General features: G+C 68.8%; 20 protein-coding genes, 1 tRNA gene, 1 other RNA gene and 1 pseudogene. 15 read left to right on the top strand and 8 right to left on the bottom strand.

Going from position 1 to position 19,282, the window contains the following annotated elements:
• Positions 1 to 30: 30 nt before the first annotated feature.
• Both H7J89_RS10740 and ffs read right to left on the bottom strand, forming a co-directional pair.
• On the bottom strand, positions 31 to 1,323 hold the full coding sequence (locus tag H7J89_RS10740; RefSeq protein WP_264043255.1) for an aspartate aminotransferase type Ic: 1,293 nt from the start codon (positions 1,321 to 1,323) through the stop codon (positions 31 to 33).
• A gap of 87 nt (positions 1,324 to 1,410) precedes the next feature.
• Positions 1,411 to 1,505, bottom strand: an RNA gene (gene ffs / locus H7J89_RS10735) — signal recognition particle sRNA small type.
• A 74-nt stretch (positions 1,506 to 1,579) separates the two neighbouring features.
• Here ffs and H7J89_RS10730 point away from each other — a divergent pair.
• Positions 1,580 to 1,665, top strand: a tRNA-Ser gene (locus H7J89_RS10730).
• A gap of 96 nt (positions 1,666 to 1,761) precedes the next feature.
• Positions 1,762 to 2,577: a lipid uptake coordinator LucA gene (gene lucA, locus H7J89_RS10725; protein ID WP_264043252.1), complete on the top strand. Its 816-nt coding sequence runs from the start codon at positions 1,762 to 1,764 to the stop codon at positions 2,575 to 2,577.
• On the opposite strand, the gene H7J89_RS10720 is transcribed toward lucA, so the two are convergent.
• Together H7J89_RS10720 and H7J89_RS10715 are read right to left on the bottom strand one after the other, a co-directional pair.
• Positions 2,578 to 3,321 carry an enoyl-CoA hydratase/isomerase family protein gene (locus H7J89_RS10720; protein ID WP_264043250.1) on the bottom strand — a complete coding sequence of 248 codons (744 nt, stop codon included), beginning with the start codon at positions 3,319 to 3,321 and terminating at the stop codon, positions 2,578 to 2,580.
• Positions 3,322 to 3,335: 14 nt separating this feature from the next.
• Positions 3,336 to 3,716 (bottom strand): hypothetical protein, encoded by a 381-nt coding sequence (locus H7J89_RS10715; protein ID WP_264043248.1) that lies wholly within the window; start codon positions 3,714 to 3,716, stop codon positions 3,336 to 3,338.
• A gap of 143 nt (positions 3,717 to 3,859) precedes the next feature.
• Between H7J89_RS10715 and H7J89_RS10710 the strand changes: the two genes are divergently transcribed.
• The 3 genes from H7J89_RS10710 to H7J89_RS10700 all read left to right on the top strand — a co-directional run bounded on the left by H7J89_RS10710 (position 3,860) and on the right by H7J89_RS10700 (position 7,478).
• Positions 3,860 to 4,339 carry a lipoprotein LpqH gene (locus tag H7J89_RS10710; protein WP_372513758.1) on the top strand — a complete coding sequence of 160 codons (480 nt, stop codon included), beginning with the start codon at positions 3,860 to 3,862 and terminating at the stop codon, positions 4,337 to 4,339.
• Positions 4,340 to 4,434: 95 nt separating this feature from the next.
• Complete coding sequence (locus tag H7J89_RS10705) at positions 4,435 to 6,126, top strand: hypothetical protein (RefSeq protein ID WP_264043246.1); 1,692 nt, start codon at positions 4,435 to 4,437, stop codon at positions 6,124 to 6,126.
• Positions 6,123 to 7,478 (top strand): CHAT domain-containing protein, encoded by a 1,356-nt coding sequence (locus H7J89_RS10700; RefSeq protein ID WP_264043244.1) that lies wholly within the window; start codon positions 6,123 to 6,125, stop codon positions 7,476 to 7,478. Before H7J89_RS10705 ends, H7J89_RS10700 begins: the two co-directional genes overlap by 4 nt.
• 3 nt (positions 7,479 to 7,481) lie before the next feature.
• On the opposite strand, the gene H7J89_RS10695 is transcribed toward H7J89_RS10700, so the two are convergent.
• Positions 7,482 to 7,820 (bottom strand): hypothetical protein, encoded by a 339-nt coding sequence (locus H7J89_RS10695; RefSeq protein ID WP_308205115.1) that lies wholly within the window; start codon positions 7,818 to 7,820, stop codon positions 7,482 to 7,484.
• Positions 7,821 to 7,864: 44 nt separating this feature from the next.
• On the opposite strand from H7J89_RS10695, the gene H7J89_RS10690 reads away from it, so the two are divergent.
• From H7J89_RS10690 to H7J89_RS10675, 4 genes are read left to right on the top strand one after another with little or no spacing between them, the layout of a single operon-like run.
• Positions 7,865 to 9,178, top strand: a complete 1,314-nt coding sequence (locus tag H7J89_RS10690; RefSeq protein ID WP_264043240.1) for a hypothetical protein — start codon at positions 7,865 to 7,867, stop codon at positions 9,176 to 9,178.
• A complete protein-coding gene (locus tag H7J89_RS10685; RefSeq protein ID WP_264043239.1) occupies positions 9,175 to 10,314 on the top strand; it encodes a hypothetical protein in 1,140 nt (379 codons plus the stop codon). The genes H7J89_RS10690 and H7J89_RS10685 overlap by 4 nt, the downstream gene beginning before the upstream one ends.
• Before the next feature lie 29 nt (positions 10,315 to 10,343).
• Positions 10,344 to 11,411 carry an NAD(P)H-dependent amine dehydrogenase family protein gene (locus H7J89_RS10680; protein ID WP_264043237.1) on the top strand — a complete coding sequence of 356 codons (1,068 nt, stop codon included), beginning with the start codon at positions 10,344 to 10,346 and terminating at the stop codon, positions 11,409 to 11,411.
• Positions 11,408 to 12,046 carry a cutinase family protein gene (locus H7J89_RS10675; RefSeq protein ID WP_264043235.1) on the top strand — a complete coding sequence of 213 codons (639 nt, stop codon included), beginning with the start codon at positions 11,408 to 11,410 and terminating at the stop codon, positions 12,044 to 12,046. The genes H7J89_RS10680 and H7J89_RS10675 overlap by 4 nt, the downstream gene beginning before the upstream one ends.
• On the opposite strand, the pseudogene lipL reads toward H7J89_RS10675, so the two are convergent.
• A pseudogene (lipL, locus tag H7J89_RS10670) lies at positions 12,041 to 13,313 on the bottom strand (esterase/beta-lactamase LipL). The gene H7J89_RS10675 and the pseudogene lipL sit on opposite strands and share 6 nt — an antisense overlap.
• 69 nt (positions 13,314 to 13,382) lie before the next feature.
• Positions 13,383 to 13,535, bottom strand: coding sequence for a hypothetical protein (locus H7J89_RS10665; RefSeq protein ID WP_264043858.1), 153 nt, complete (start codon positions 13,533 to 13,535; stop codon positions 13,383 to 13,385).
• Positions 13,536 to 13,595: 60 nt separating this feature from the next.
• Here H7J89_RS10665 and H7J89_RS10660 point away from each other — a divergent pair, with 60 nt between their 5' ends.
• From H7J89_RS10660 to H7J89_RS10640, 5 genes are all read left to right on the top strand, one after another.
• Positions 13,596 to 13,769, top strand: a complete 174-nt coding sequence (locus H7J89_RS10660; RefSeq protein ID WP_046182002.1) for a CsbD family protein — start codon at positions 13,596 to 13,598, stop codon at positions 13,767 to 13,769.
• A 41-nt stretch (positions 13,770 to 13,810) separates the two neighbouring features.
• The gene (locus H7J89_RS10655) at positions 13,811 to 14,473 is read left to right on the top strand and encodes a cutinase family protein (RefSeq protein WP_264043812.1); all 663 of its coding nucleotides are present in this window, start codon (positions 13,811 to 13,813) and stop codon (positions 14,471 to 14,473) included.
• A gap of 27 nt (positions 14,474 to 14,500) precedes the next feature.
• Positions 14,501 to 15,484: an NAD-dependent epimerase/dehydratase family protein gene (locus H7J89_RS10650; protein WP_264043232.1), complete on the top strand. Its 984-nt coding sequence runs from the start codon at positions 14,501 to 14,503 to the stop codon at positions 15,482 to 15,484.
• Positions 15,485 to 15,635: 151 nt separating this feature from the next.
• A complete protein-coding gene (locus H7J89_RS10645) occupies positions 15,636 to 17,039 on the top strand; it encodes a wax ester/triacylglycerol synthase family O-acyltransferase (RefSeq protein WP_264043230.1) in 1,404 nt (467 codons plus the stop codon).
• A gap of 12 nt (positions 17,040 to 17,051) precedes the next feature.
• The gene (locus tag H7J89_RS10640) at positions 17,052 to 18,215 is read left to right on the top strand and encodes a zinc-binding dehydrogenase (RefSeq protein WP_264043228.1); all 1,164 of its coding nucleotides are present in this window, start codon (positions 17,052 to 17,054) and stop codon (positions 18,213 to 18,215) included.
• On the opposite strand, the gene H7J89_RS10635 is transcribed toward H7J89_RS10640, so the two are convergent.
• Complete coding sequence (locus H7J89_RS10635; protein WP_264043226.1) at positions 18,199 to 18,585, bottom strand: PPOX class F420-dependent oxidoreductase; 387 nt, start codon at positions 18,583 to 18,585, stop codon at positions 18,199 to 18,201. The two genes, H7J89_RS10640 and H7J89_RS10635, sit on opposite strands and share 17 nt — an antisense overlap.
• A gap of 158 nt (positions 18,586 to 18,743) precedes the next feature.
• Here H7J89_RS10635 and H7J89_RS10630 point away from each other — a divergent pair, with 158 nt between their 5' ends.
• The gene (locus H7J89_RS10630; RefSeq protein WP_264043810.1) at positions 18,744 to 19,280 is read left to right on the top strand and encodes a TetR/AcrR family transcriptional regulator; all 537 of its coding nucleotides are present in this window, start codon (positions 18,744 to 18,746) and stop codon (positions 19,278 to 19,280) included.
• Positions 19,281 to 19,282 lie beyond the last annotated feature (2 nt).

The raw sequence follows: 19,282 nt of genomic DNA, 5'->3' as shown, positions 1-19,282 counted from the left end.
GACTGGAGCCCGGCGGGCGTGTCGTCGCCGTCAGCTCACACTGGACGCGGCGGAGACGAGCAACGACTCCGTGGCCGCCAGCAGCGCGCACGTGGCCAGCCCGTCGACCGCGTCGCGCAGGTCCGGCAGCGACGGGAACGTGGGCGCGATCCGGATGTTCTTGTCGTCCGGGTCTTTTCGGTACGGGAACGACGCGCCCGCCTCGGTCACGGCGATGCCCGCGTCCTTGGCCAGCGCCACGGTCCGGCGCGCCGTACCGGGCAACACGTCGAGGCTGATGAAGTAACCCCCCTGCGGTTCGGTCCACGAGGCGATCTTGGAGTCACTCAGCCGCTTGTCCAAAATGTCCAGCGCCAACTCGAATTTCGGCGCCAGGATCTGCTGGTGACGCAGCATGTGCAGGCGTACCCCGTCGGCATCGCGGAAGAAGCGCAGGTGCCGCAGCTGGTTGACCTTGTCCGGGCCGATCGACTTCTTCCCCGCGTACTGCAGGTACCACGCGATGTTGCCCAGCGATCCGCCCAGGAAGCTCACGCCGGCGCCGGCGAAGGTGATCTTCGAGGTCGAGGCTAAGACGTAGGGCCGGTTCGGGTTGCCGGCAGCGGCGGCCAGCCCCAGCACATCGATCTGGTGCGGGAAGTCATGCGTCAACGTGTGCACGGCGTACGCGTTGTCCCAAAACAGCCGGAAGTCCGGCGCCGCCGTCCGCATCTGGACCAGCCGGCGCACCGTTTCCCAGGAGTAGGTGATTCCGGTGGGGTTGCCGAATACCGGCACCGTCCACATGCCCTTGATGGCGGGGTCGACGTCGACCAGCTCCTCGATCAGGTCGACGTCGGGACCGTCGGCCGTCATCGGGACGGGAATCATCTCGATGCCCATCGTCTCGGTGATGGCGAAGTGCCGGTCATAGCCGGGAACGGGGCACAGGAATTTGACGCTCGCCTCGTCCTTCCAGGGGCGCTGCGAGTCGACGCCGCCGTACAACATCGAGAAGGCGACCAGGTCGTGCATCAGCTCCAGGCTGGAGTTGTTGCCGGCGATCAGGTGGGACACTCCGATGCCGAGCAGCTCTCCGAAGATGGCCCGCAGCTCGGGCAGGCCGTGCAGGCCACCGTAGTTGCGGGTGTCGGTGCCCTCGCCGTCGCGATAGTCGTCACCGGGCAGACTCAGCAACCGGTTGGACAGATCGAGCTGCTCGGGCGCCGGTTTGCCGCGGGTGAGGTCGAGGGCCAACTTCTTGGCCTGCAGATCCGCGTAGTCCTGCTGGTTGCGGGCGTGTAGAGCCGCTAACTCTTCAGGTCTGAGGGAATCGAAAGACACCATGGGCCCCTTCGCCTTGAACGCTGGAACACTAGTGGCGATCGCAAGCGCGGCGGAGCCGGGCGAAGCGGGTCGCCACTCATCGGACATAGGGGACCCCGCGCACCCGACAGAGCCCATTGACCCTTGCTGCCTTCCGGCCCTGGGGGAGTTCACAGGATAGACGCCGCGCGGGGTCCACGGCGAGTCTAATACCCGGCGCGAACTAGTCGACGTGCGACTCCAGGGCCAAGGCGGCCTCGGTTACCATGGCCACGGAGGATTCGCCTAGTGGCCTATGGCGCTCGCCTGGAACGCGGGTTGGGTTAACAGCCCTCGCGGGTTCAAATCCCGCATCCTCCGCAATAGGTCCGCCACGCGGGCAGCACGAATTGGTCTGGAATCGGGTCGGCCGCCTTTAGGCTGGCCTGAGCTGAGCCAACCAGCATGAGGAGGCTTATGGGGCGCAAGGTCGCCATCCCGTGGCACGCGTCGTTCTCGATCGCTGCCGGCGTCCTCTACTTCTTTTTCGTGTTGCCCCGTTGGCCGGAGCTGACGGGTGACACCACGCATTCGATGGGGACGGCGCTTCGGATCGCGACGGGAGCGCTGTTCGCCCTGGCCGCGCTGCCCGTGGTGTTCAACCTGTTGCGGGTGCGCAAGCCGGAGTTGGGGACGCCGCAGCTGGCCCTGACCCTCAGGGTCGCCTCGATCGTGGCCCATGTGCTGGCCGGCGTGCTCATCATCGGCACGGCGATCAGCGAGATCTGGCTGAGCCTGGACGCCGCCGGGCGGTATCTGTTCGCGATCTATGGCGCGGCGGCCGCGATCGGATTACTCGGGTTCTTCGCGTTCTACCTGTCGTTCGTCGCCGAGTTGCCGCCGCCACCGCCGAAACCGATCAAGGCGAAGAAACCCAAGAAGCGTCGGTTGCGCAAGGCCGGGGAGGAAGACGGCGAACCCGCCGACGATGCGGAGACCGACGAGGCGGAAGCCGACGAGGCGGAGGCCGAGGAAACCGAGTCAGAGGCCGACGAGGCCGAGGCCGACGAGTCGGAGGAAACCGAGGCGGTCACGGCCGAGTCTGCCGAAGAGACGGCCGAGGTGGCCGCGGCCCCCGAGGCGGCAGAAGAACCCGCCCAGGAGGCCGAGGAGACCGAAGCGGCCGAGCCCAAGCTGCGCAACCGCCGCCCGACGGGCAAGGGGTCGCACCGGATGCGGCGCCGGCGCACCAGGGGCGGCGTCGCCGTCGAAGAAGCCCTCGACGAGGAATAGTCAGTCGCGCCGCCGCAGGCGCTCCACGTATGCGGCGATCCGTTGCAGGGTCCCGCCCGCTCCCCACATCTGGCGGACCTCGTCGTCGACACCCCGGCCGTCGCGGATCCGCGCCATCGTCGGGGCCCGCAGCTGCGTCTTGGTCTGCCGATAGGCGTCGGCCGGGATGTCGCCGAGATCCGACGCCTCCGCCACGGCCGCCTCGAGGAGATCGTCCTCGACCACGCGATGGGCCAGCCCGCGGGCAACGGCCTCGGCACCGCGATAGGTGCGCCCACCCAACAGCACCTCCTCGGCGCGATCGCCGCAGGCATAGCGCATGACCTCCAGCGCGGCGACCGGAAAGGGCACGCCGACGCGCACCTCCGCCGCCCCGATCTGCGCCTCGGGACCGATGAGGCGGCGGTCGCAGGCGCACGCGAGCACGCATCCGCCCGCGATGGCGGCGCCGTTGATGGCGGCGACGGTCGGGCCCGGGTAGGCGAACATCGCCTCGAACGCCGCCGACAGAGCGGGGACCAGCCGATCGGTGTAGTCGGCGCCGCCCTCCACCACGCGGTTGAGGTCGACCCCGGCGCTGAACGCCCGGCCGCCGCCGGTGACGACCAGCGCGCCGGCCTTCGAGCGCTCCAAATCGCGCACCGCCAAGGTCAGCTCGTCGAGCAGCTCGACGTCCTGGGCGTTGACCGGACCCGACGACAGGGTCAGCACCTGCACGGTTCCCACAGTCTTGATGTCGATCATGGTCACATCCTCGATCAGCGGCTCACGGCCGCGATGACGACCGGAATGTCGGTGTTCTCGTCGGTGTGATAGCTCGCGCACACGCGGTGGTAGCCGTCGGCGATCTGTAACGGGGCACCGGTCGGGAAGTCACCGCGCACCAGCAGGATGGGTGACAGCGGTTGGTCCTTCTCGATCTTGGTCAGGTCGGCCGCGACGTGGGGATTGTCGACCGATAACAGGCCCAGCCGCGCCGCCCGGAGAATGTCTTTGGCCTTGCGGTGCGTGACGGTGCCGGCCTTCAGTTTCTTGATCGCCTTCTTGACGGTCGCCGAGTCCGCCAGCATGGTGAGGTAGTCCGCCGCCGCCGGAAAGTCATGGGCCTCAGGCTTTTCCAGCCACTTCACGCTCAGCATCGCGCGCTCCCTTCGCCTGCGCCCGCCCCGACGCAGCCTACCGGCTCGATGCCGCGAAATTTGGGATCGGTAGCGAATCGGCCGGTCTCTACTTGCGCCATGGCGACGCCATCGGGGCGGCGCATGAAGGAAGGAAACCTCAAGTGAAACGTCTTCTCGCGGCTGCGATTGGGACACTGGGCGCCGCATCGGTGCTGGTGGGGTGTTCCAGCGGCGGCCACACGGCCGGCCCGGCATCGAGCACCGCACCCAGCGTCGCCAACGGCGGCGGGGCGCAGGTCAAGGTTGGCGGCACTGACCTGGCGGGCCTGGACCCGGCCTCGGTGACCTGCGTGCGGACCGGCGGCAAGATCGACATCGGCAGTGGCTCCAGCGGCGGACGGCAGGCGCTGGCCGTCGTCATGACCGACGAGGCCACCCCCAAGGTCGAGTCGCTGGCAATGGTCGTCGACGGCAACGCCCTGTCGGTCAGCAACAACATGGGCGCGAAGGTCGGCTCTGCCAACGTGGCGGTGGACGGCAAGTCCTACACCATCACGGGCCAGGCGCAGGGCGCCGACCTGAAGAACCCGATGGCCGGCATGATCAGCAAGGACTTCAGCATCAAGGTGACCTGCGGCTGATCGGTTGCGGACCGGGCGGCGGACGTTCCTGGATCAGCGTCCGCCGCTCGCCGCTTTCCCCGCCCGGGCGGTGCCGGCGGACTTATGATGCAGCCGTGTCGATCCCCGACGAGTTGGACAACGCGCGCCGCCTGGCGTACGCGGCCGACGAAGCCGGGGCGCGCGATCTGCTGCTGTCCTTGATACCGCGCATCGAGCGGGAAGACCGGGACGATCTGATGCTGGAAGTCCTCGCGCAGCTCGGCGAAATCTACCTTGAGCGCGGCGCGAATGACGGCGTGCGCGAATCCATCCGGCGCATTCAAGACTGCGTGGCGATCTACGCGAGCATGCCCGCCGATGCCGGAACCACAGACATGATCCGACGGTACTCGCGCCGGGCCCAGTTTCTGCAAACCGGCCTGGCCGCGGCGATCGGCGATCACGAGGGCGCGGCCGCGGCGCTGGCGGTGCTAAATGACGACGCGGACGTTCCCGCCCTGGCCGACGAACACACCCGCCTGCGCATCCACGCGCTGGTGTGGTGCGCGACCGCACTGTGCGACGACGACCTGCATGCCCGGTCGGTCCCGTTGTGGGAGAACGCTATTGGTGCGATGGCAGACTACGGCGGGAGCGGCGATGCCGCCGACCACCTTCGGGTCGTCGCCGGCATCGGGTATGGCAGGTTCTGCGTTCAAACGGGCCGGCTGCCGGAAGCAGACCCCTGGCTGCGACGCGCGGAAGCACGGGCACAGGCCAACGGCTGGGAACTGGCCACGGCGCAAGCACGATTGGAGCGGGCGGCGGCGTGCTGGGCGGCCAACGACCACGCCGGCACCGAGCAACTGGTGTCGGAGGCCTATCCCGTCATCGCCCGCCACGCCCGGGCCCACGAAGTCGCCCGTTGCTGGCTGTATATGGGGCTCACCCGGCTGGGCGCCGGCGCCCTGGAAGCCGCCGACGAATGCTGGGAGCATGCGGAGCGGCACTGGCGCGAATTGGGCAAGCCGCTTCATCTACACCGTATCTTGTTGCAGCGCAGCTGGATAGCGATCTTCTGGAGCCGCTTCGCCGAAGCGGTCGAGCTGATCGCCGAGGCCCGGGAACTGCTCGACTCGTCGCCGCGCAGCAGCTGGCTGCAGTACGCGCTGCTCGACAATCATCTCGGCACGGTGTGGCGCGCGGACGCGTTGGCGGACCTCGGCTTCGACAGCTCGGGCGATCCCGACGAGACGCTGCAGGAGACCGAGGCTCGACAGGCGGAGGGACTCGGCATCCTCCATGGCGAGATCGGCACCGACGAATACTGGCGCGGCATGACCAAGCTGCAGCAGGCCGCCGAGCTCAAGGTCGCCGCCGCCCTGGCGGTCGACTCGGTGCGGTACTCCATCGCCGACGCCGACGCGAGATCACGCTGGGCCGCCGGCATTTCGGCCCCCGTCCTGGCCGGCGCCTTCGCCGTCGCCTGGGAATGGGAGAACACCGAACTGATCAGTCAGCTGGTCGAATATCACAGCGCCCGAGGGACTTTCGGTACTGGTTTGCAGCGGCCACAAACCGGCGAATGGGCGTCCACGGCCACCGCCCCCGTCCCCCTCGACGCCGACCCGGAGCCGGTCCCCGCGCTGGCCGCGGCCGGCTCGCCGGCCCCCGGCGGCCCATCGCTGACCCGGCTCGGACCGTTGCCGCCGTTGCGGATGCAGCCGGACACCGAGCCGATCCTGAGCCACTATCGGGCGCTGGCATTCCAGCGCTACGGCCGTGACGTCACCGCGACCGAGCCCGCCTGGTCGACCTGGCCGTGAGCGACACCGACCGGGCCACCCTGATCCTGCGGTACGCAGACGTCGGGATCGCCACCTACGCCAGCCTGCGGGTCGTCGGACAGCCATCCCGAACCGTCAACTGGGTCATCGAAGAGCCACTGTTGCTGGCCGCGCTGGAAGAACTGGCGAACGCCCTGCCCGAGCCGCACGGCTCCGAGAGCCCGGCGGACGCCATCGAGCGCGCGCTGACCACCGGGCCGTTCGCGACGGCGGAGAGCGAGCTGACGCTCGCGTACATCCTCGGGGTGCTGCTGATCGGCTCGGCCGGCTGGCGACTGTTCGCCGAGTGCGTGGCCACGCCGCGCGCCGCCCTGTTCGTCTCGCCCAGCGCCCGGCTTGCCCGGGTCCCGTGGGGGCTGCTGGCGGTGCCGAAATCGGGCCCCAGCAAGGAAGAATTGGTGCGCGCCCGCCAGGAGGCCATCACCGCCAGCGGCCGGGCCGCGGCCCGCATCCCCTGGCAACTCGCCGATATCGGGAAACACACCGACGGCTACCGGCTGATGGAACTGGTCGACGTCCTGATGGCGGTCCCGCCGAACATCGTGCACGCACCGCGCGCGCCGGCCGGATGGGACGCCAGGAAGGACGGTCCGCCGCTGCTGGTCCTCGACCCCAGGGTGCCGGGGCAGCGCCCGGACTCCGCGCTGGGGTCGGTACTGGGCAGGCCCGCGCCGGACACACCGTTGGCGCGGCACTTCGCCGGCGTGCTTGAACACCGGCCGGTGCTGCCGGCCATTGAATCTCCGGCAGCCGCGGTCGAACTGTTCCGCCGCCAAGACGCCGATCGCACGTGGCTGGCCAAGCTGCTGGCTCAGACGCCGAGCAGGCTGCTCTACGTGGGCCACGCGAGTTCGGCGGACGGCCAAGCCGATCGGGCCGCGTTGCACCTGGCCGATACCGCCGACGTCCCGGGCGACGCCGACACCGTCGGTGATCACCGTCCGCTGACCGCGTCGGACCTGATGGCCCTGCAACTGCCGATGCCGCCGCGGGTGGCCCTGCTCGCGTGCGGGTCGGGCGGGGACTACCAGTTCGACGAGGCCACCGGGCTGGTGGCGGCGACGATCCTGGGCGGCGCGCAATTGGTGACCGCCACCCTGTGGTCGCTGCCCACCACCGCGGCGTACCGCCAGTTCACCACGGCCACCGCCGATCCGATGGCCGACGTCGTGGCCGCCGTGGATCACGCGCATGCCGCGGAAGGCGACGCCGGATGCGCGGTGAACCGTTGGCAGCGCGAACAGATGCGGCGCTGGCGCGACGGTGATACCACGGCGAACCCGCTGTATTGGGGTGCGGTGGTCAGCTTCGCGGTGGACGGCGCACGGTAGCGCTCACAGCGACCCGACGAAGGCTGCGTGCACTGCCAGCACGTCGTCGGGCAACGAAAGTTCCTCGCGCGCAGCGGGATCGAACGCCACCAGAACGACCAGGCCGGGCCGCAACACCGACACGTCGACATCGTCGCCGCAGCGCGCCAGCTTGCCGATGAAGGTCTCCCCGGAGACGGCGACCACCTCGATGAAAACCTGACGTTCGACGGTGCGCACGGTGCCGACCCCGACGGCGCGGTCCCCGCCGCCGCGACGCCGGGCGCACCTGAGCCGGTCAACCAGTACCAACAGCTTGTTCATGCGACCAGCGTGAAGCCACCGGCCGGCTACCGAACCCAAGTTTTCGGCTGCCGCGTTTCGCGCGATGCCCCTATTCTGTGCAGATGAGCGCGGATTCGCAGCTGGCCCTCGCGGTCGGCCACCCACGCCGGTCGGTGATCGACACGGCATGGCGGGCGATCGGCCCGGGTGTGGAGGTGCTCAGCAGCGACGACGGCGGTCCGTTGAGCCGCACCGTCAAACGCATCATCGACCCCTTGGTCCTCCGGTTGCGGTCGAACCCGCAATATTCGGCCCCCGTCGTCACCCCCGAGACGGCCGCGGCGATGCGTGACCTGATCGTCGGCAGTGGCGCCGAATTGCGCTCGGCCGCAGCGTGGTTCGAGATTCTCAAAATGGAGCGCCGCCGGCAGCGCATCCGCACCGGAAATGCCCAGGAGCTGTACTTCCCGGTGTGTTTCGAGCTCGCGGTGACGAAAGGCCCACCGGCACCGCAGGATCGCGAAACGGCCGCGGCGGTGCTGGGCGACGTCCACCAGGGCCGCGACCGCACCGCCATCGAGGTGCTGCACCAATACGTGGCCGATCCCGAAACGGTCGCGAAGCTGGCCGACCAGCTCGGCCGCAGCTGGCGCGACGTGCGGTCCGGTAACACCGTCACCGCCCCCTTCCTGGCCGAGCTCACCACCGTGCTGGGGCCGGCCAACAGCCACCGCACCGCGACGGCGCGGCAGCGCGTCTGGTCGGCGATGATCGCCGACGCCACGCCGTACAACCTCGGGGCCCGGGCCCGCGTCGAGGCGGCGGAACTGCCGTGGTCGATCGTCGAACTCGGCCTGAGTTCCGCTGCCCCGCAACGCCCCCCGCAAGTCGCGGGCGACTCCGAGAGCGACCGGCCGCTGGACCGCAGCGTGGTGGACCGGGTGCGCGCGACCCTGCGCCGCGCCCTGGACCGCGACGCGCTGCCCGATATCCCCCTGCTCTGCGAGGAGGAGGTCGACCGGGCCTGCGCGCCCTGGGGGCTGATGGCCGAGGACAAGCAGGCCACGCTTGTCGCGGGGATCGAAGTGGCGGTGGAGCTGGCCCCGCTGGACCCGTCCGTGGCCAGCCGCTACGCCCTGGCGGCGCAGATTCAGGCGCGGTTGCGCAAAGAGGCCTACGTGCTGCACGCCAGGCGCTACCTCGCCGAGGGCGGCCCCATCCATCCACGCCAACGGCAGGTGGTCGACGACCTCGCCGCCTACGCGCAGCCGTACCTGAGCCGGCTCTGGGCGCGGCTGCACGGGCGCGACGTGTGGCAGGAGCCCTGCGACGACGTCGATGACGTGCGATCGCTGCTCGAGGGCGTCGCGCGCTCGGTGAGCCTGGACCACCGACAGCGGATCAAGGCGATGCTGGAATTGCAGGTGGCCGGATGAGATTGGTTGCCGATTCCGGTCTGTGGAGCACCGGACCCGTCAGCGAGGCGACGCCGCTGGCCGCGGTGCTGGAGATCAGCGGCGCGGTGCTGTCGTGGACTTTGGACCAGCCAGGCGAGCCGGACGCTGCGACCACCCACATCACGTTCACCGATTTCGGCCGCGCCGACTGGCTTTGGCGGATCCTCGGCGAATCCGGACACGTCGCCCTGGCTTCGGCGGTGGCGTCGGCGGACGACCCGCACGGCATCGACCTCGCCGGCGTGGACATCCTGCCCGGCTCCGTCGCCACGCTCCGCAGGCTCGCCGTGGGCCATTGGCTGCGGCGCTGGTGGCCCGCCAGCCGGCGCGACGGCATCGCCGGGCTCGACCGCGCGCTGCTGGACCTCGAGGTCGCGTTGCTGACCGCCGGCGCGCAGGTCTTCTTCGCCGACGACACCTTGGATTCCGACGTCGCGGGATTGCTGGCGCCGCATGCCGACGCCCTGGCCGCCCACCTCGCCGACGGTGATCCGCGCGCACTCGATCTGGTGCGCGCGGGCGCCGGCCTGGCCGACGAACTGGGGGTGGACAGCCCCGGCTGGCCCGAACTCTTTGCCGCCCTTGATGATTCGAGTATGCCCTTGAGCGTGCCGAGCGGCCGCCGCGACGACTACGCCCTGGCCGCCGGGGCGGGCGCCGGCCCGCGTGCCGTGGCTCCGATCGCCCGCGGCACCGCGTCCGTCAACTGGGGCGGGGTGCCGCCCGGCATCTTCGACGCGGGCGAGAACACCGTCGACTGGACGATCGAGGCGGCCGGGACCTCCGCCGCGGCACTGGTGCGGGCGGCCGTCATCGGCCCGGACGCGCCCATCGGCGTGCAGGTGCGACTGCGTTCCGGCGCCGTTTCCGGCACCGGGGCCTTGGACGCCGACGGCCGAGCGACCCTCCCCCTGATCGACGGCGCGCAACGTCCGCTCACGGAATCGGCGGCGTGGGACCACGATTGGTCGGCGACGTCGGTGCTCGTCGGGGTCGAAACGACGGAGTCCCCCGAAACCCGGGAACGCGCGCGGCGGTGGGCGCGGGCGCGACTGGACCGGCCGGCCCGCGACGCGTTCCTCGCCGAAATTCTGGCGGCCGAATCCGCCTACTAACGCCGGTCCCGATTCCCTATGCTGAGCGAGTGCCAAACAACTATCGAGTGGTTCAGTGGAACACCGGCAACGTCGGCAAGAGCTCGCTGAAGTCGATCGTCGCCAACCCCACCTATGAACTGGTGGGCTGCTACGCCTGGTCGGCGGAGAAGGTCGGCCGCGACGCCGGCGAACTTGTCGGGATCCCCCCGCTGGGTGTGCCGGCCACCAACGACGTCGACGCGCTGCTCGCGCTGAAGCCGGACTGCGTGGTCTACAACCCGATGTGGATCGACGTCGACGAGCTGGTCCGCATCCTGTCCGCGGGCGTCAACGTGGTGACCACGGCGTCGTTCATCACCGGAGGAAACCTCGGGAACGGCCGCGAGAAGATCGCGGAGGCCTGCGAAAAGGGCGGCGCCACCATTTTCGGGTCCGGTGTGAGTCCGGGTTTCGCCGAGCTGCTGGCCATCGTGTCGGCGATGGTGTGCAACCGGATCGACAAGGTCACGGTGAACGAGGCCGCCGACACCACGTTCTACGACTCACCGGAGACCGAGAAGCCGGTGGGCTTCGGCCAGCCGATCGACCACCCCGAGCTGCCGGCGATGGCGGCGAAGGGCACGGCCATCTTCGGCGAGGCCGTCCGGCTGGTGGGCGACGCGCTCGGCGTCGAGCTCGACGAGGTGAAGTGCGTGGCCGAGTTCGCCCAGACGACGGCGGATCTCGAAATGGCGTCCTGGACCATCCCCGCGGGATGCGTGGCGGGCGTCTACATCAGCTGGCGGGGCATCGTCGGTGACACCACCCTGATCGACCTGAATGTGCGGTGGCGCAAGGGACAGACGCTCGAACCCGACTGGAAGATCGAACAGGACGGCTGGGTCATTCAGATCGACGGGCAGCCGACGGTGACCACCAAGGTCGGCTTTCTGCCGCCGCCGTACTTCGAGGCGACGACGATCGAGGAGTTCATGGACCTCGGCCACATCATGACCGCGATGCCGGCGATCAACGCGATCCCCGCCGTCGTCGCGGCGGCGCCGGGCATCGTCACCTACACCGATCTTCCGCTGACGCTGCCGCGTGGGAACGCCTATGTCAGCATGGAGCGGTGATTGCGAAGCGCATCGTCGTCGGTGTTGCGCTCGCGGTGACCTCGGCGGCATCGGGCGGGTCGCTCAACAGCCCTGGCGCGCATGCCGATCCGTGTCCGGCCGTCGAGGTGGCGTTCGCCCGCGGCACCGGCCAACCCGCGGGTGTCGGCAACGTCGGCCAGGCGTTCGTCGACTCGCTCGGCTCTCAGCTTTCCGGCCGATCGATGGGTGTCTACCCGGTGAACTACCCCGCGACTGAGGCTTTTGCGGCGAGCGCCCAAAACGGTGCTGATGACCTGGTTGCTCACGTGCAGGACACGATCGGACGCTGCCCCGACACCCGGATGGTGCTCGGGGGATTTTCGCAGGGTGCGGGTGTGATCGATTTGGCCACGCCGGCCATGCCGCCGCAAGCGGCCGATCATGTCGCGGCGATCGCCGTCTTCGGCAATCCGACGAGCGCACTCGCGAATCGTCTGTCGGGCACCGTGTTTCCCCCGATCGGTCCGCCCTACGCCGCGAAGACCATCGACATGTGCGCCGCCGGTGACCCGGCGTGCTCCGACGGCTCCACCATCAACGTCTTCGCGCACGCCTCGTATGTGCAGTCCGGGATGACCGCGCGGGCCGCAACTTTGGTCGCCGCCCGGCTATAGAACCGCCTTGCGCCGCGCGGGCTTGGCGTAGGTGGCCCCCAGCTGCGGCACTTGCAGCGGTCCCTGATCGCGGGCCGCCAGGATGGCGTTGCGCAGCGGACGGGCCAGGACCGCAAAGGATCCCATGTCGAACAGCAACGGGGTCAGCAACCGGTTGTGGACGAAGCCGAACGAGCTGCCGGCCTCCGGGTCGGCCCAGCCGAGCGTCCCGCCGAGACCGACGTGGCCGAAACCGCGCAGCAAACCGGGCACCGGCGATTCGTGGTAGCCGAGGTGAAATGGCATGGGCACCACCATGTTCGCGTCCGGCCACTTGCGCTGCGCCTGCCCGGCCAGGCCGCGCGCCAGCTCCTCGGACAGGTACTTCTTGCCGTCGATGCGGCCGCCGTTGGCCAGCACGGCATACATCTTCGCCAGCCCGCGGCCGGTCACCACACCGTTGGCGGCGGGGACCTCCCCGTCGAGGAAGGGGGTGTCCCCCTTGATCAGGGAGACGACGCCGGGAAAGTACATCGCGCCCAGCGCCGGAGAACGGCAGGCCGGCCATCTTGGGTGCGATGAAGTTGAACACCGGGGCGCGCAGCCTGCCCTGCGGTATCAGGATTTCCGCGGGCTTGGTCGGCGAGCCTTCCGGAGGGCGGCCGAGGTGCAAGCCGTCGGTGTTGAGGGGACGCGCGACCTCCTGGCGGATCAGGTCCCGCATGCCCTTGCCGGTCACCGCCCTGGCCAGCCCGGACAACAGCCATCCGTAGGTGAGGGCGTGATAGGCCTGCACGCCGCGCAAGTGGTCGACCGGCGCGGCGGCGAGGCGTTCCTCCATTAGGGCGTGGTCCATCAATTGCGCCTTGGTGACGCCGCGCAGGTGCGACAACCCGGAGCGGTGCCGCAAGACGTCGCGGACCGTGATTTCCGCCTTGCCGTTCGCCGCGAACTCGGGCCAGTATTCGGCGACGGGCTCGTCATAGGACAGCAGGCCGCGGTCGGCCAGCCGGTGGATCACCGTCGACGCGACACCCTTGGTCGCCGAGAACACCATCGCGCCGGTGTCGGCCGTCCAGAGCTGGGTGCCGGCCCGATCCGACCAGCCCGTCCAGACGTCGACGACCGGCACGCCGTCGATGTAGACGCTCAACGCTCCGCCATCGAACCGGCGCCCGGGAAACAGCTGCGCGAACAGCTTGACGACATTGCCGAAATGGGGGTCGGCCGCACCGGAGACACCGCGTGGCAGACCATCGCCGGCGACCAGAAGAGCCGACGGTTTCACGGTGCCGCGCCGCCCCGTTACCACGAGGACGAAGCTATCAGCCGCCCCCGGCGAATTCGGGCGATTCGGCTAGGCGGGCGGCTCCGGGGGCTCCGGGGCGGGCGGTGGACCGGCCGGCGAGTCGTTCAGATACCTGCGCAGCCGAAGCAACTGGTTGACCACCATGCCGACGCCCAGCAGCATCAGCCCCACCACTATTGCGACCACGATTGCGGCGCTCACACCCTCCATGATGACAGGACGGGGTTTCAACCTCTCCCATTGCTGGGTAGCCACAGCGGCATGAGTAACGAGGACAAGCTGAAGAACAAGATCGAAGACCTGGGCGGGCGGGCCAAAGAGGCCATCGGCAAGGCGACCGGGGACCACGACACCAGGGACGAGGGCCGGGCGGATCAGGCGAAGTCCAGCCTCAAGGACGCGGGCGAAAAGGTGAAAGACGCGTTCAAGAAGTGATCGGGCGCTCCGGGTTGCGCCGGCTGCCTGCGCTCGTCGGACTGGCGACGCTGGCGGCCGGCGCCCTGGTGTCGAGCGCGGCCAGCCCTTCGGCCTCCGCGGAACCGTGCCCCGACGTCGAGGTGGTGTTCGCCCGCGGGTCGGGCGAACCGCCCGGCATCGGCGGTATCGGCGGGTCGTTCGTGGACGCGCTGCGCTCGCAGATCGGCTCGCGCTCGCTCGGCGTGTACGCGGTGAATTACCCTGCCAGCACCGATTTTTCGGATCCCAGCTTCCCGCAGACGGTGGTCGACGGCATCCGTGACGCCAGTTCGCACGTCGAAGCCACGGCCAAGAACTGCCCTAACACCCGTGAGGTGCTCGGCGGGTACTCGCAGGGCGCCGCCCTGGCCGGGTACGTCACCTCGGCGGCCGTGCCGCCGGGCGTGCCCGCGTCGGCCGTGCCCCCGCCCATGCCGACCGATGTCGCCAACCATGTCGCCGCGGTCACCCTGTTCGGAACGCCGTCGGGTGACTTCCTGCAGAAGTACCACGCACCGCCGCTGGCCATCGGCCCGCTGTATCAGCCGAAGACCATCGAGCTGTGCGCCCAGGGCGACCCGGTGTGCGGCAGCGGCAACGGCAACGACCTTGCCGCGCACACCTCGTACGGGATGAACGGCATGACGGGCCAGGCCGCCAACTTCGCCTCCAGTCACCTGTAGCCGGGACGGCCCTGCAAAGATCGCAGCATGCGCGTTCTGATCACAGGCGGTACGGGATTCGTCGGGGGCTGGACGGCCAAAGCCATCGCAGACGCGGGCCACTCGATCCGATTTCTGGTGCGCAACCCCGGGAAGCTGGAGACTACGGTGGCCGAGCTGGGGGTCGACGTCTCCGACTTCGCCGTCGCCGACATCACCGATCGCATCGCGGTGCGCAAGGCGCTGGACGGCTGCGAAGCCGTCGTGCACAGCGCCGCCCTGGTAGCCACCGACCCGCGCCAGACGACGGAAATGCTTACCACCAACATGCAGGGCGCCCAGAACGTCCTCGGCCAGTCGGTCGAGCTGGGCTTGGACCCGATCGTCCACGTGTCCAGTTTCAGTGCGCTCTTTCATGCCGGCCTGGAAGAGCTGTCGGCGGACCTGCCGGTCGTCGGCGGGGCGGACGGCTACGGGACGTCCAAGGCGCAGGTCGAGATCTATGCCCGCGGCCTGCAGGATGCGGGCGCGCCGGTGAACATCACCTACCCGGGCATGGTCATCGGTCCGCCGGTGGGTGACCAGTTCGGGGAGGCCGGCGAAGGCGTCAAGGCCGCACTGCAGATGCATGTGATCCCGGGGCGCAGCGGGGCCTGGTTGATCGTCGACGTGCGCGATTTGGCCGCGTTGCATGCGGCGCTGCTGGAGCCCGGCCGCGGCCCGCGCCGGTACATGGCGGGCGGCCATCGCGTTCCGGCGGCGGAGTTGGCAAAGATGCTCGGTGAGGTGTCCGGGTCGGCGATGGTCTCGGTTCCGATTCCCGACACCGCCCTGCGCGTCGCCGGCGCGGTAATGGATCGCGCCAGCCGGTTCGTACCCTTCGATACGCCCTTCACGTGGGCCGGGATGCAGTACTACACGCAGATGCCGGCGTCCGACGATTCGCCCAGCGAGCGCGAGCTCGGCATTACCTACCGGGATCCGCAAGAGACTCTGGCTGACACGTTCGAAGCCCTTCGCGCCGTGAGCTGAGCGGGGCGCGGCGCGTCAGCTGAAGGACCAACGACTGCCGTAAACGGGGTCCTAATGCCCTCGCCGGGCGTGGGCGGCGGAGAGACCATCGCCGTATCGATTCGAGTCATGCGCGCCCAGGCAGGGCCGGACTTCGGATTGGAGGTACGGCATGACCAAACCCATTCCACCCCTGGATCTTTCATGGCTGTTGATCGAGTCGCCGGCCGGTACGACGCACGTCGGCGCCATGCTGTTGTTCAAGAAGCCGGCCGGCCGCGCACCCATAGTGCGCGAGATCGTGAAGGCGTATCGAGCGTGCACGCCGGCGCCGCCCTTCAACTACGTTCCCGAGCTGCTCGGTCGGGGGGCGCCCCATTTCCGAGAGGTGACGCACTGGGACCCCAACTATCACGTCGGACACCTGGCCCTCCCCGCTCGCTCCTCCTACGACGACCTGCTGCGGCTCGTCGCGGATCTGCACGAGCCGCAACTCGACCGTAACCGGCCGCTGTTTCGCTGCTGGGTGATCGACGGGGTGCCGGACGGCATGTTCGCGATCTACACCAAGACCCATCACTCGATCATCGACGGTGAATCCGGCCTCAAGCTTCTCTACGCCGGGCTGAACACGACCGGGGAGTGCACCGTCCCGACACCCGCCTTCGCGCTGGGCGCGCCGGAACCCACGCCGCACCCTCCGACACCCCTCACGTCGCGGATCGCCGACTCGATTCGCGCGACCCTCACGCAGGTCGAGGCGCTCAGCCAGATTTCGGTCGGCGCGCTGCGCAAGCTCTTCGCGACTATCGTCCAATCGCATCTGGAGGGCAGTCTGCCGTTCGGGGCGCAACACGCCCCGACCAACGCCCCGCTGCAGATTGGGCGAAGCTTCGCGACGCTTTCCTTGCCGCTCGAAGAGATGCATGAGGTCGGGCGGCGCCTCGGGGCGACCCTGAACGACGTGGCTGTCACGGTCATCGACGCCGGACTGCACACCTACCTGCGCGAGACGGGCCAGGCCTTCGCACACCCTTTCATTGCGATGTGCCCGGTGTCGCTGCGCGGCGGCCGGGACACGACAATCGGCACGCGGGTGTCGGCGGTGTTTCCGCGACTCGGAGAGCCCGGAGCGAGCATGCCGGAACGGATCCACCAGGTGGTGGACTCGGTCGCCGCGTGCAAGAAGGAGCTCAGCCGCATGTCCAGCGGGGCGGCACTCACCTATGCGGCCGGGCTGGTGGCGCTCGCCGGGCTGGGTTCGTCCACGCACCTGGACCGCGTCGCGCACCCGGCGTGCAACCTCGTGATCTCCAACGTGGCGGGTGCAGCGGAGGTCAAATACCTCAACGGTGCGCGCCTCCTCGGCATCTACCCGGTTTCCGCCCTCGCGGCCTCGATCGGACTCAACGCCACCTTCGCGTCCTACCACGACAGCATGGACTTCGGTTTCGTCGCCAACGCCGCGGCACTCGATGACCTACCGCGCCTGGCCCAGTGCACCCGACGGGCCTATGGCGAGCTGAAAGAGGCGGCAGGACTGCAACCTTCGAGTCCCAAGTCGGCCACCGTGTAGGAGGATCGACTGATGAAGAGCGTAACGTGCACCAACGCGAGGCTGGACGTCGTCGATTTACCCGCACCGACGCCGGCCAAAGGCCAGTTGCTGATCGACGTCCTCCGATGTGGCATCTGCGGATCGGACCTGCACGCGCGCCGGCACTGCGACGAACTCGCCGACGTGATGGCCGAGTCGGGATATGACGCGTTCATGCGATCGGATCAGCAGGTGGTGTTCGGCCATGAATTCTGCGGCGAGGTACTCGATTACGGTCCCGGCACCCGCAAGGCCCCGCGGCCCGGGACCCCTGTCGTCGCCCTGCCGCTGCTGCGGCGCGGCAAGGAGGTGCACGGGATCGGGTTGTCGACCATGGCGCCGGGCGCCTACGCCGAGCAGCTTCTGGTCGAGCAGTCGCTGACGTTCGCCGTTCCGAACGGCCTCTCCCCCGACGTCGCCGCGTTGACCGAGCCGATGGCCGTCGGGTGGCACGCCGTTCGGCGCGGCGAGGTGGGCAAGGGTGACGTCGCCATCGTCATCGGCTGCGGGCCAATCGGTCTCGCGGTTATCTGCATGCTCAAGGCGCATGGGGTGCGCACCGTCGTCGCGAGCGACTTCTCGGCGGGCCGCCGTGCACTCGCGACGGCCTGCGGCGCCGATATCGTCGTCGACCCCGCACAGGACTCGCCGTACGCAACCCAGGCCGGACGCAAGCATCTGCAAGGCATCCTCGAGGCATTCGACCTCGCGGTCGGCACGATCGAGAAGCTACAAAGGCTGCGGCTGCCGTGGTGGCACGTCTGGCGCGCCGCCGAAGCCGCCGGCGCGGCAACGCCCAAGCATCCCGTCATCTTCGAATGCGTCGGCGTCCCGGGCATCATCGACGGCATCATCTCCAGCGCGCCGCTGTTCTCGCGGGTCGTCGTCGTCGGCGTCTGTATGGGTGCCGACCGCATTCGACCGGCCATGGCGATCAACAAAGAAATCGACCTGCGGTTCGTGCTCGGCTACACGCCACTGGAGTTCCGCGACACCCTGCATATGCTCGCCGACGGCAAGGTCGACGTCGCGCCGCTGATCACCGGGACGGTCGGGTTGTCCGGCGTCGAAGCCGCTTTCGAGGCACTCGGTGACCCCGAGGCGCACGCGAAAATCCTGATCGATCCGAAGAGCGACGCTAAGCGGCCGGCTTGATCTCTAGTCCCACGTGCACCTTGTCGATGCCGCCGCGCACGATCGAGTGCGCATAAAACCACCACGCGTGGTACCAGTACCGCTTGAGCACGGCGTTGTACACCCGCCGGGTCTCCGACTTCGGCAGGACCCGCGCGATCGCTTCGACCGGCTCGCTCTTCGGCTTGCCCAGTGCGCCGCTCTTGGCGATCGTCACCCGGGGCGTGTTGTTGATCCGCTTTGTTTTCCACGACCCGTCGTCGGTGATGACCAGGAGCTTCTCCCCGTCGGGCACACCCCAGATCGCCGTCGGTTTCGGGCGGCCGTCCTTGGTAAACGTGGTCAAAAGCAGGTACTTGGATGCGATGACGTCTTTGAAGCTTGGAGCCACGATTTTTTTCCTTCACTTTTTGAACTGTCCGGATGACAATTCCCCACCCGCCGATTCCCTAATCATGGCGGCCTGCGCCTGTTCAACCCGCCGTGTTGATTTTTAGCGATCGCCCAAATTAGGGTCCGTTGATGGCCAGGGACTCTACGACGCGCGACATGCTGATCGACGCGACGATCCAGATCATGGTCGACGAGGGTTACGCGGCGGCGACGTCGCGCCGGGTGGCGGCCGAAGCCGGCGTGAAACCCGCCTTGGTGCACTATTACTTCCCGACCATGGACGATCTCTACCTGAACGTCTTCCGGCGCGGCGCTGCCGCCTATCTGGAGCGCCAACAGCGGGCGTTGGCGTCCGACCGCCCGCTGCATGCCTTCTGGGACACGCTCATCGAGCCGAAGGACACCCGCCTGCTGCTGGAGTTCATGGGTCTGGCCAACCACCGCAAGGAAATCAGGGCGGAGATCGCGGCCTGGTCGGAGCGTTGGCGCGACATGCAGATCACCGCGCTGAATTTCATCGTGCGCGAGCACGATTTGGACACAGGAGATTTCCCGCCGGCCGGCCTCGCGGTCGTCATCGCCGCGGTCGGTCGCATGCTGATCCTGGAGCAGGCACTGGGCGCGACGACCGGCCACTCCGAGGCGGTCGCGCTGGTGAACCGGATCATCGACCGATTCGAGATGCCGAGTTAACC

It is taken from the genome of Mycobacterium paraffinicum, assembly GCF_025822865.1.
GTDB lineage: Bacteria > Actinomycetota > Actinomycetes > Mycobacteriales > Mycobacteriaceae > Mycobacterium > Mycobacterium paraffinicum.
This window is presented reverse-complemented; position numbering and strand designations above follow the sequence as displayed.

Bases quoted from the DNA above. Each gene is read 5' to 3' on its own strand.
- H7J89_RS10645 (WP_264043230.1), top strand. From the start codon at position 15,636: ATGACCAAACCCATTCCACCCCTGGATCTTTCATGGCTGTTGATCGAG.
- H7J89_RS10630 (WP_264043810.1), top strand. From the start codon at position 18,744: ATGCTGATCGACGCGACGATCCAGATCATGGTCGACGAGGGTTACGCG.
- H7J89_RS10720 (WP_264043250.1), bottom strand. From the start codon at position 3,321: ATGATCGACATCAAGACTGTGGGAACCGTGCAGGTGCTGACCCTGTCG.
- H7J89_RS10690 (WP_264043240.1), top strand. From the start codon at position 7,865: ATGAGCGCGGATTCGCAGCTGGCCCTCGCGGTCGGCCACCCACGCCGG.
- H7J89_RS10660 (WP_046182002.1), top strand. From the start codon at position 13,596: ATGAGTAACGAGGACAAGCTGAAGAACAAGATCGAAGACCTGGGCGGG.
- H7J89_RS10715 (WP_264043248.1), bottom strand. From the start codon at position 3,716: ATGCTGAGCGTGAAGTGGCTGGAAAAGCCTGAGGCCCATGACTTTCCG.
- H7J89_RS10640 (WP_264043228.1), top strand. From the start codon at position 17,052: ATGAAGAGCGTAACGTGCACCAACGCGAGGCTGGACGTCGTCGATTTA.
- lucA (WP_264043252.1), top strand. From the start codon at position 1,762: ATGGGGCGCAAGGTCGCCATCCCGTGGCACGCGTCGTTCTCGATCGCT.
- H7J89_RS10650 (WP_264043232.1), top strand. From the start codon at position 14,501: ATGCGCGTTCTGATCACAGGCGGTACGGGATTCGTCGGGGGCTGGACG.
- H7J89_RS10685 (WP_264043239.1), top strand. From the start codon at position 9,175: ATGAGATTGGTTGCCGATTCCGGTCTGTGGAGCACCGGACCCGTCAGC.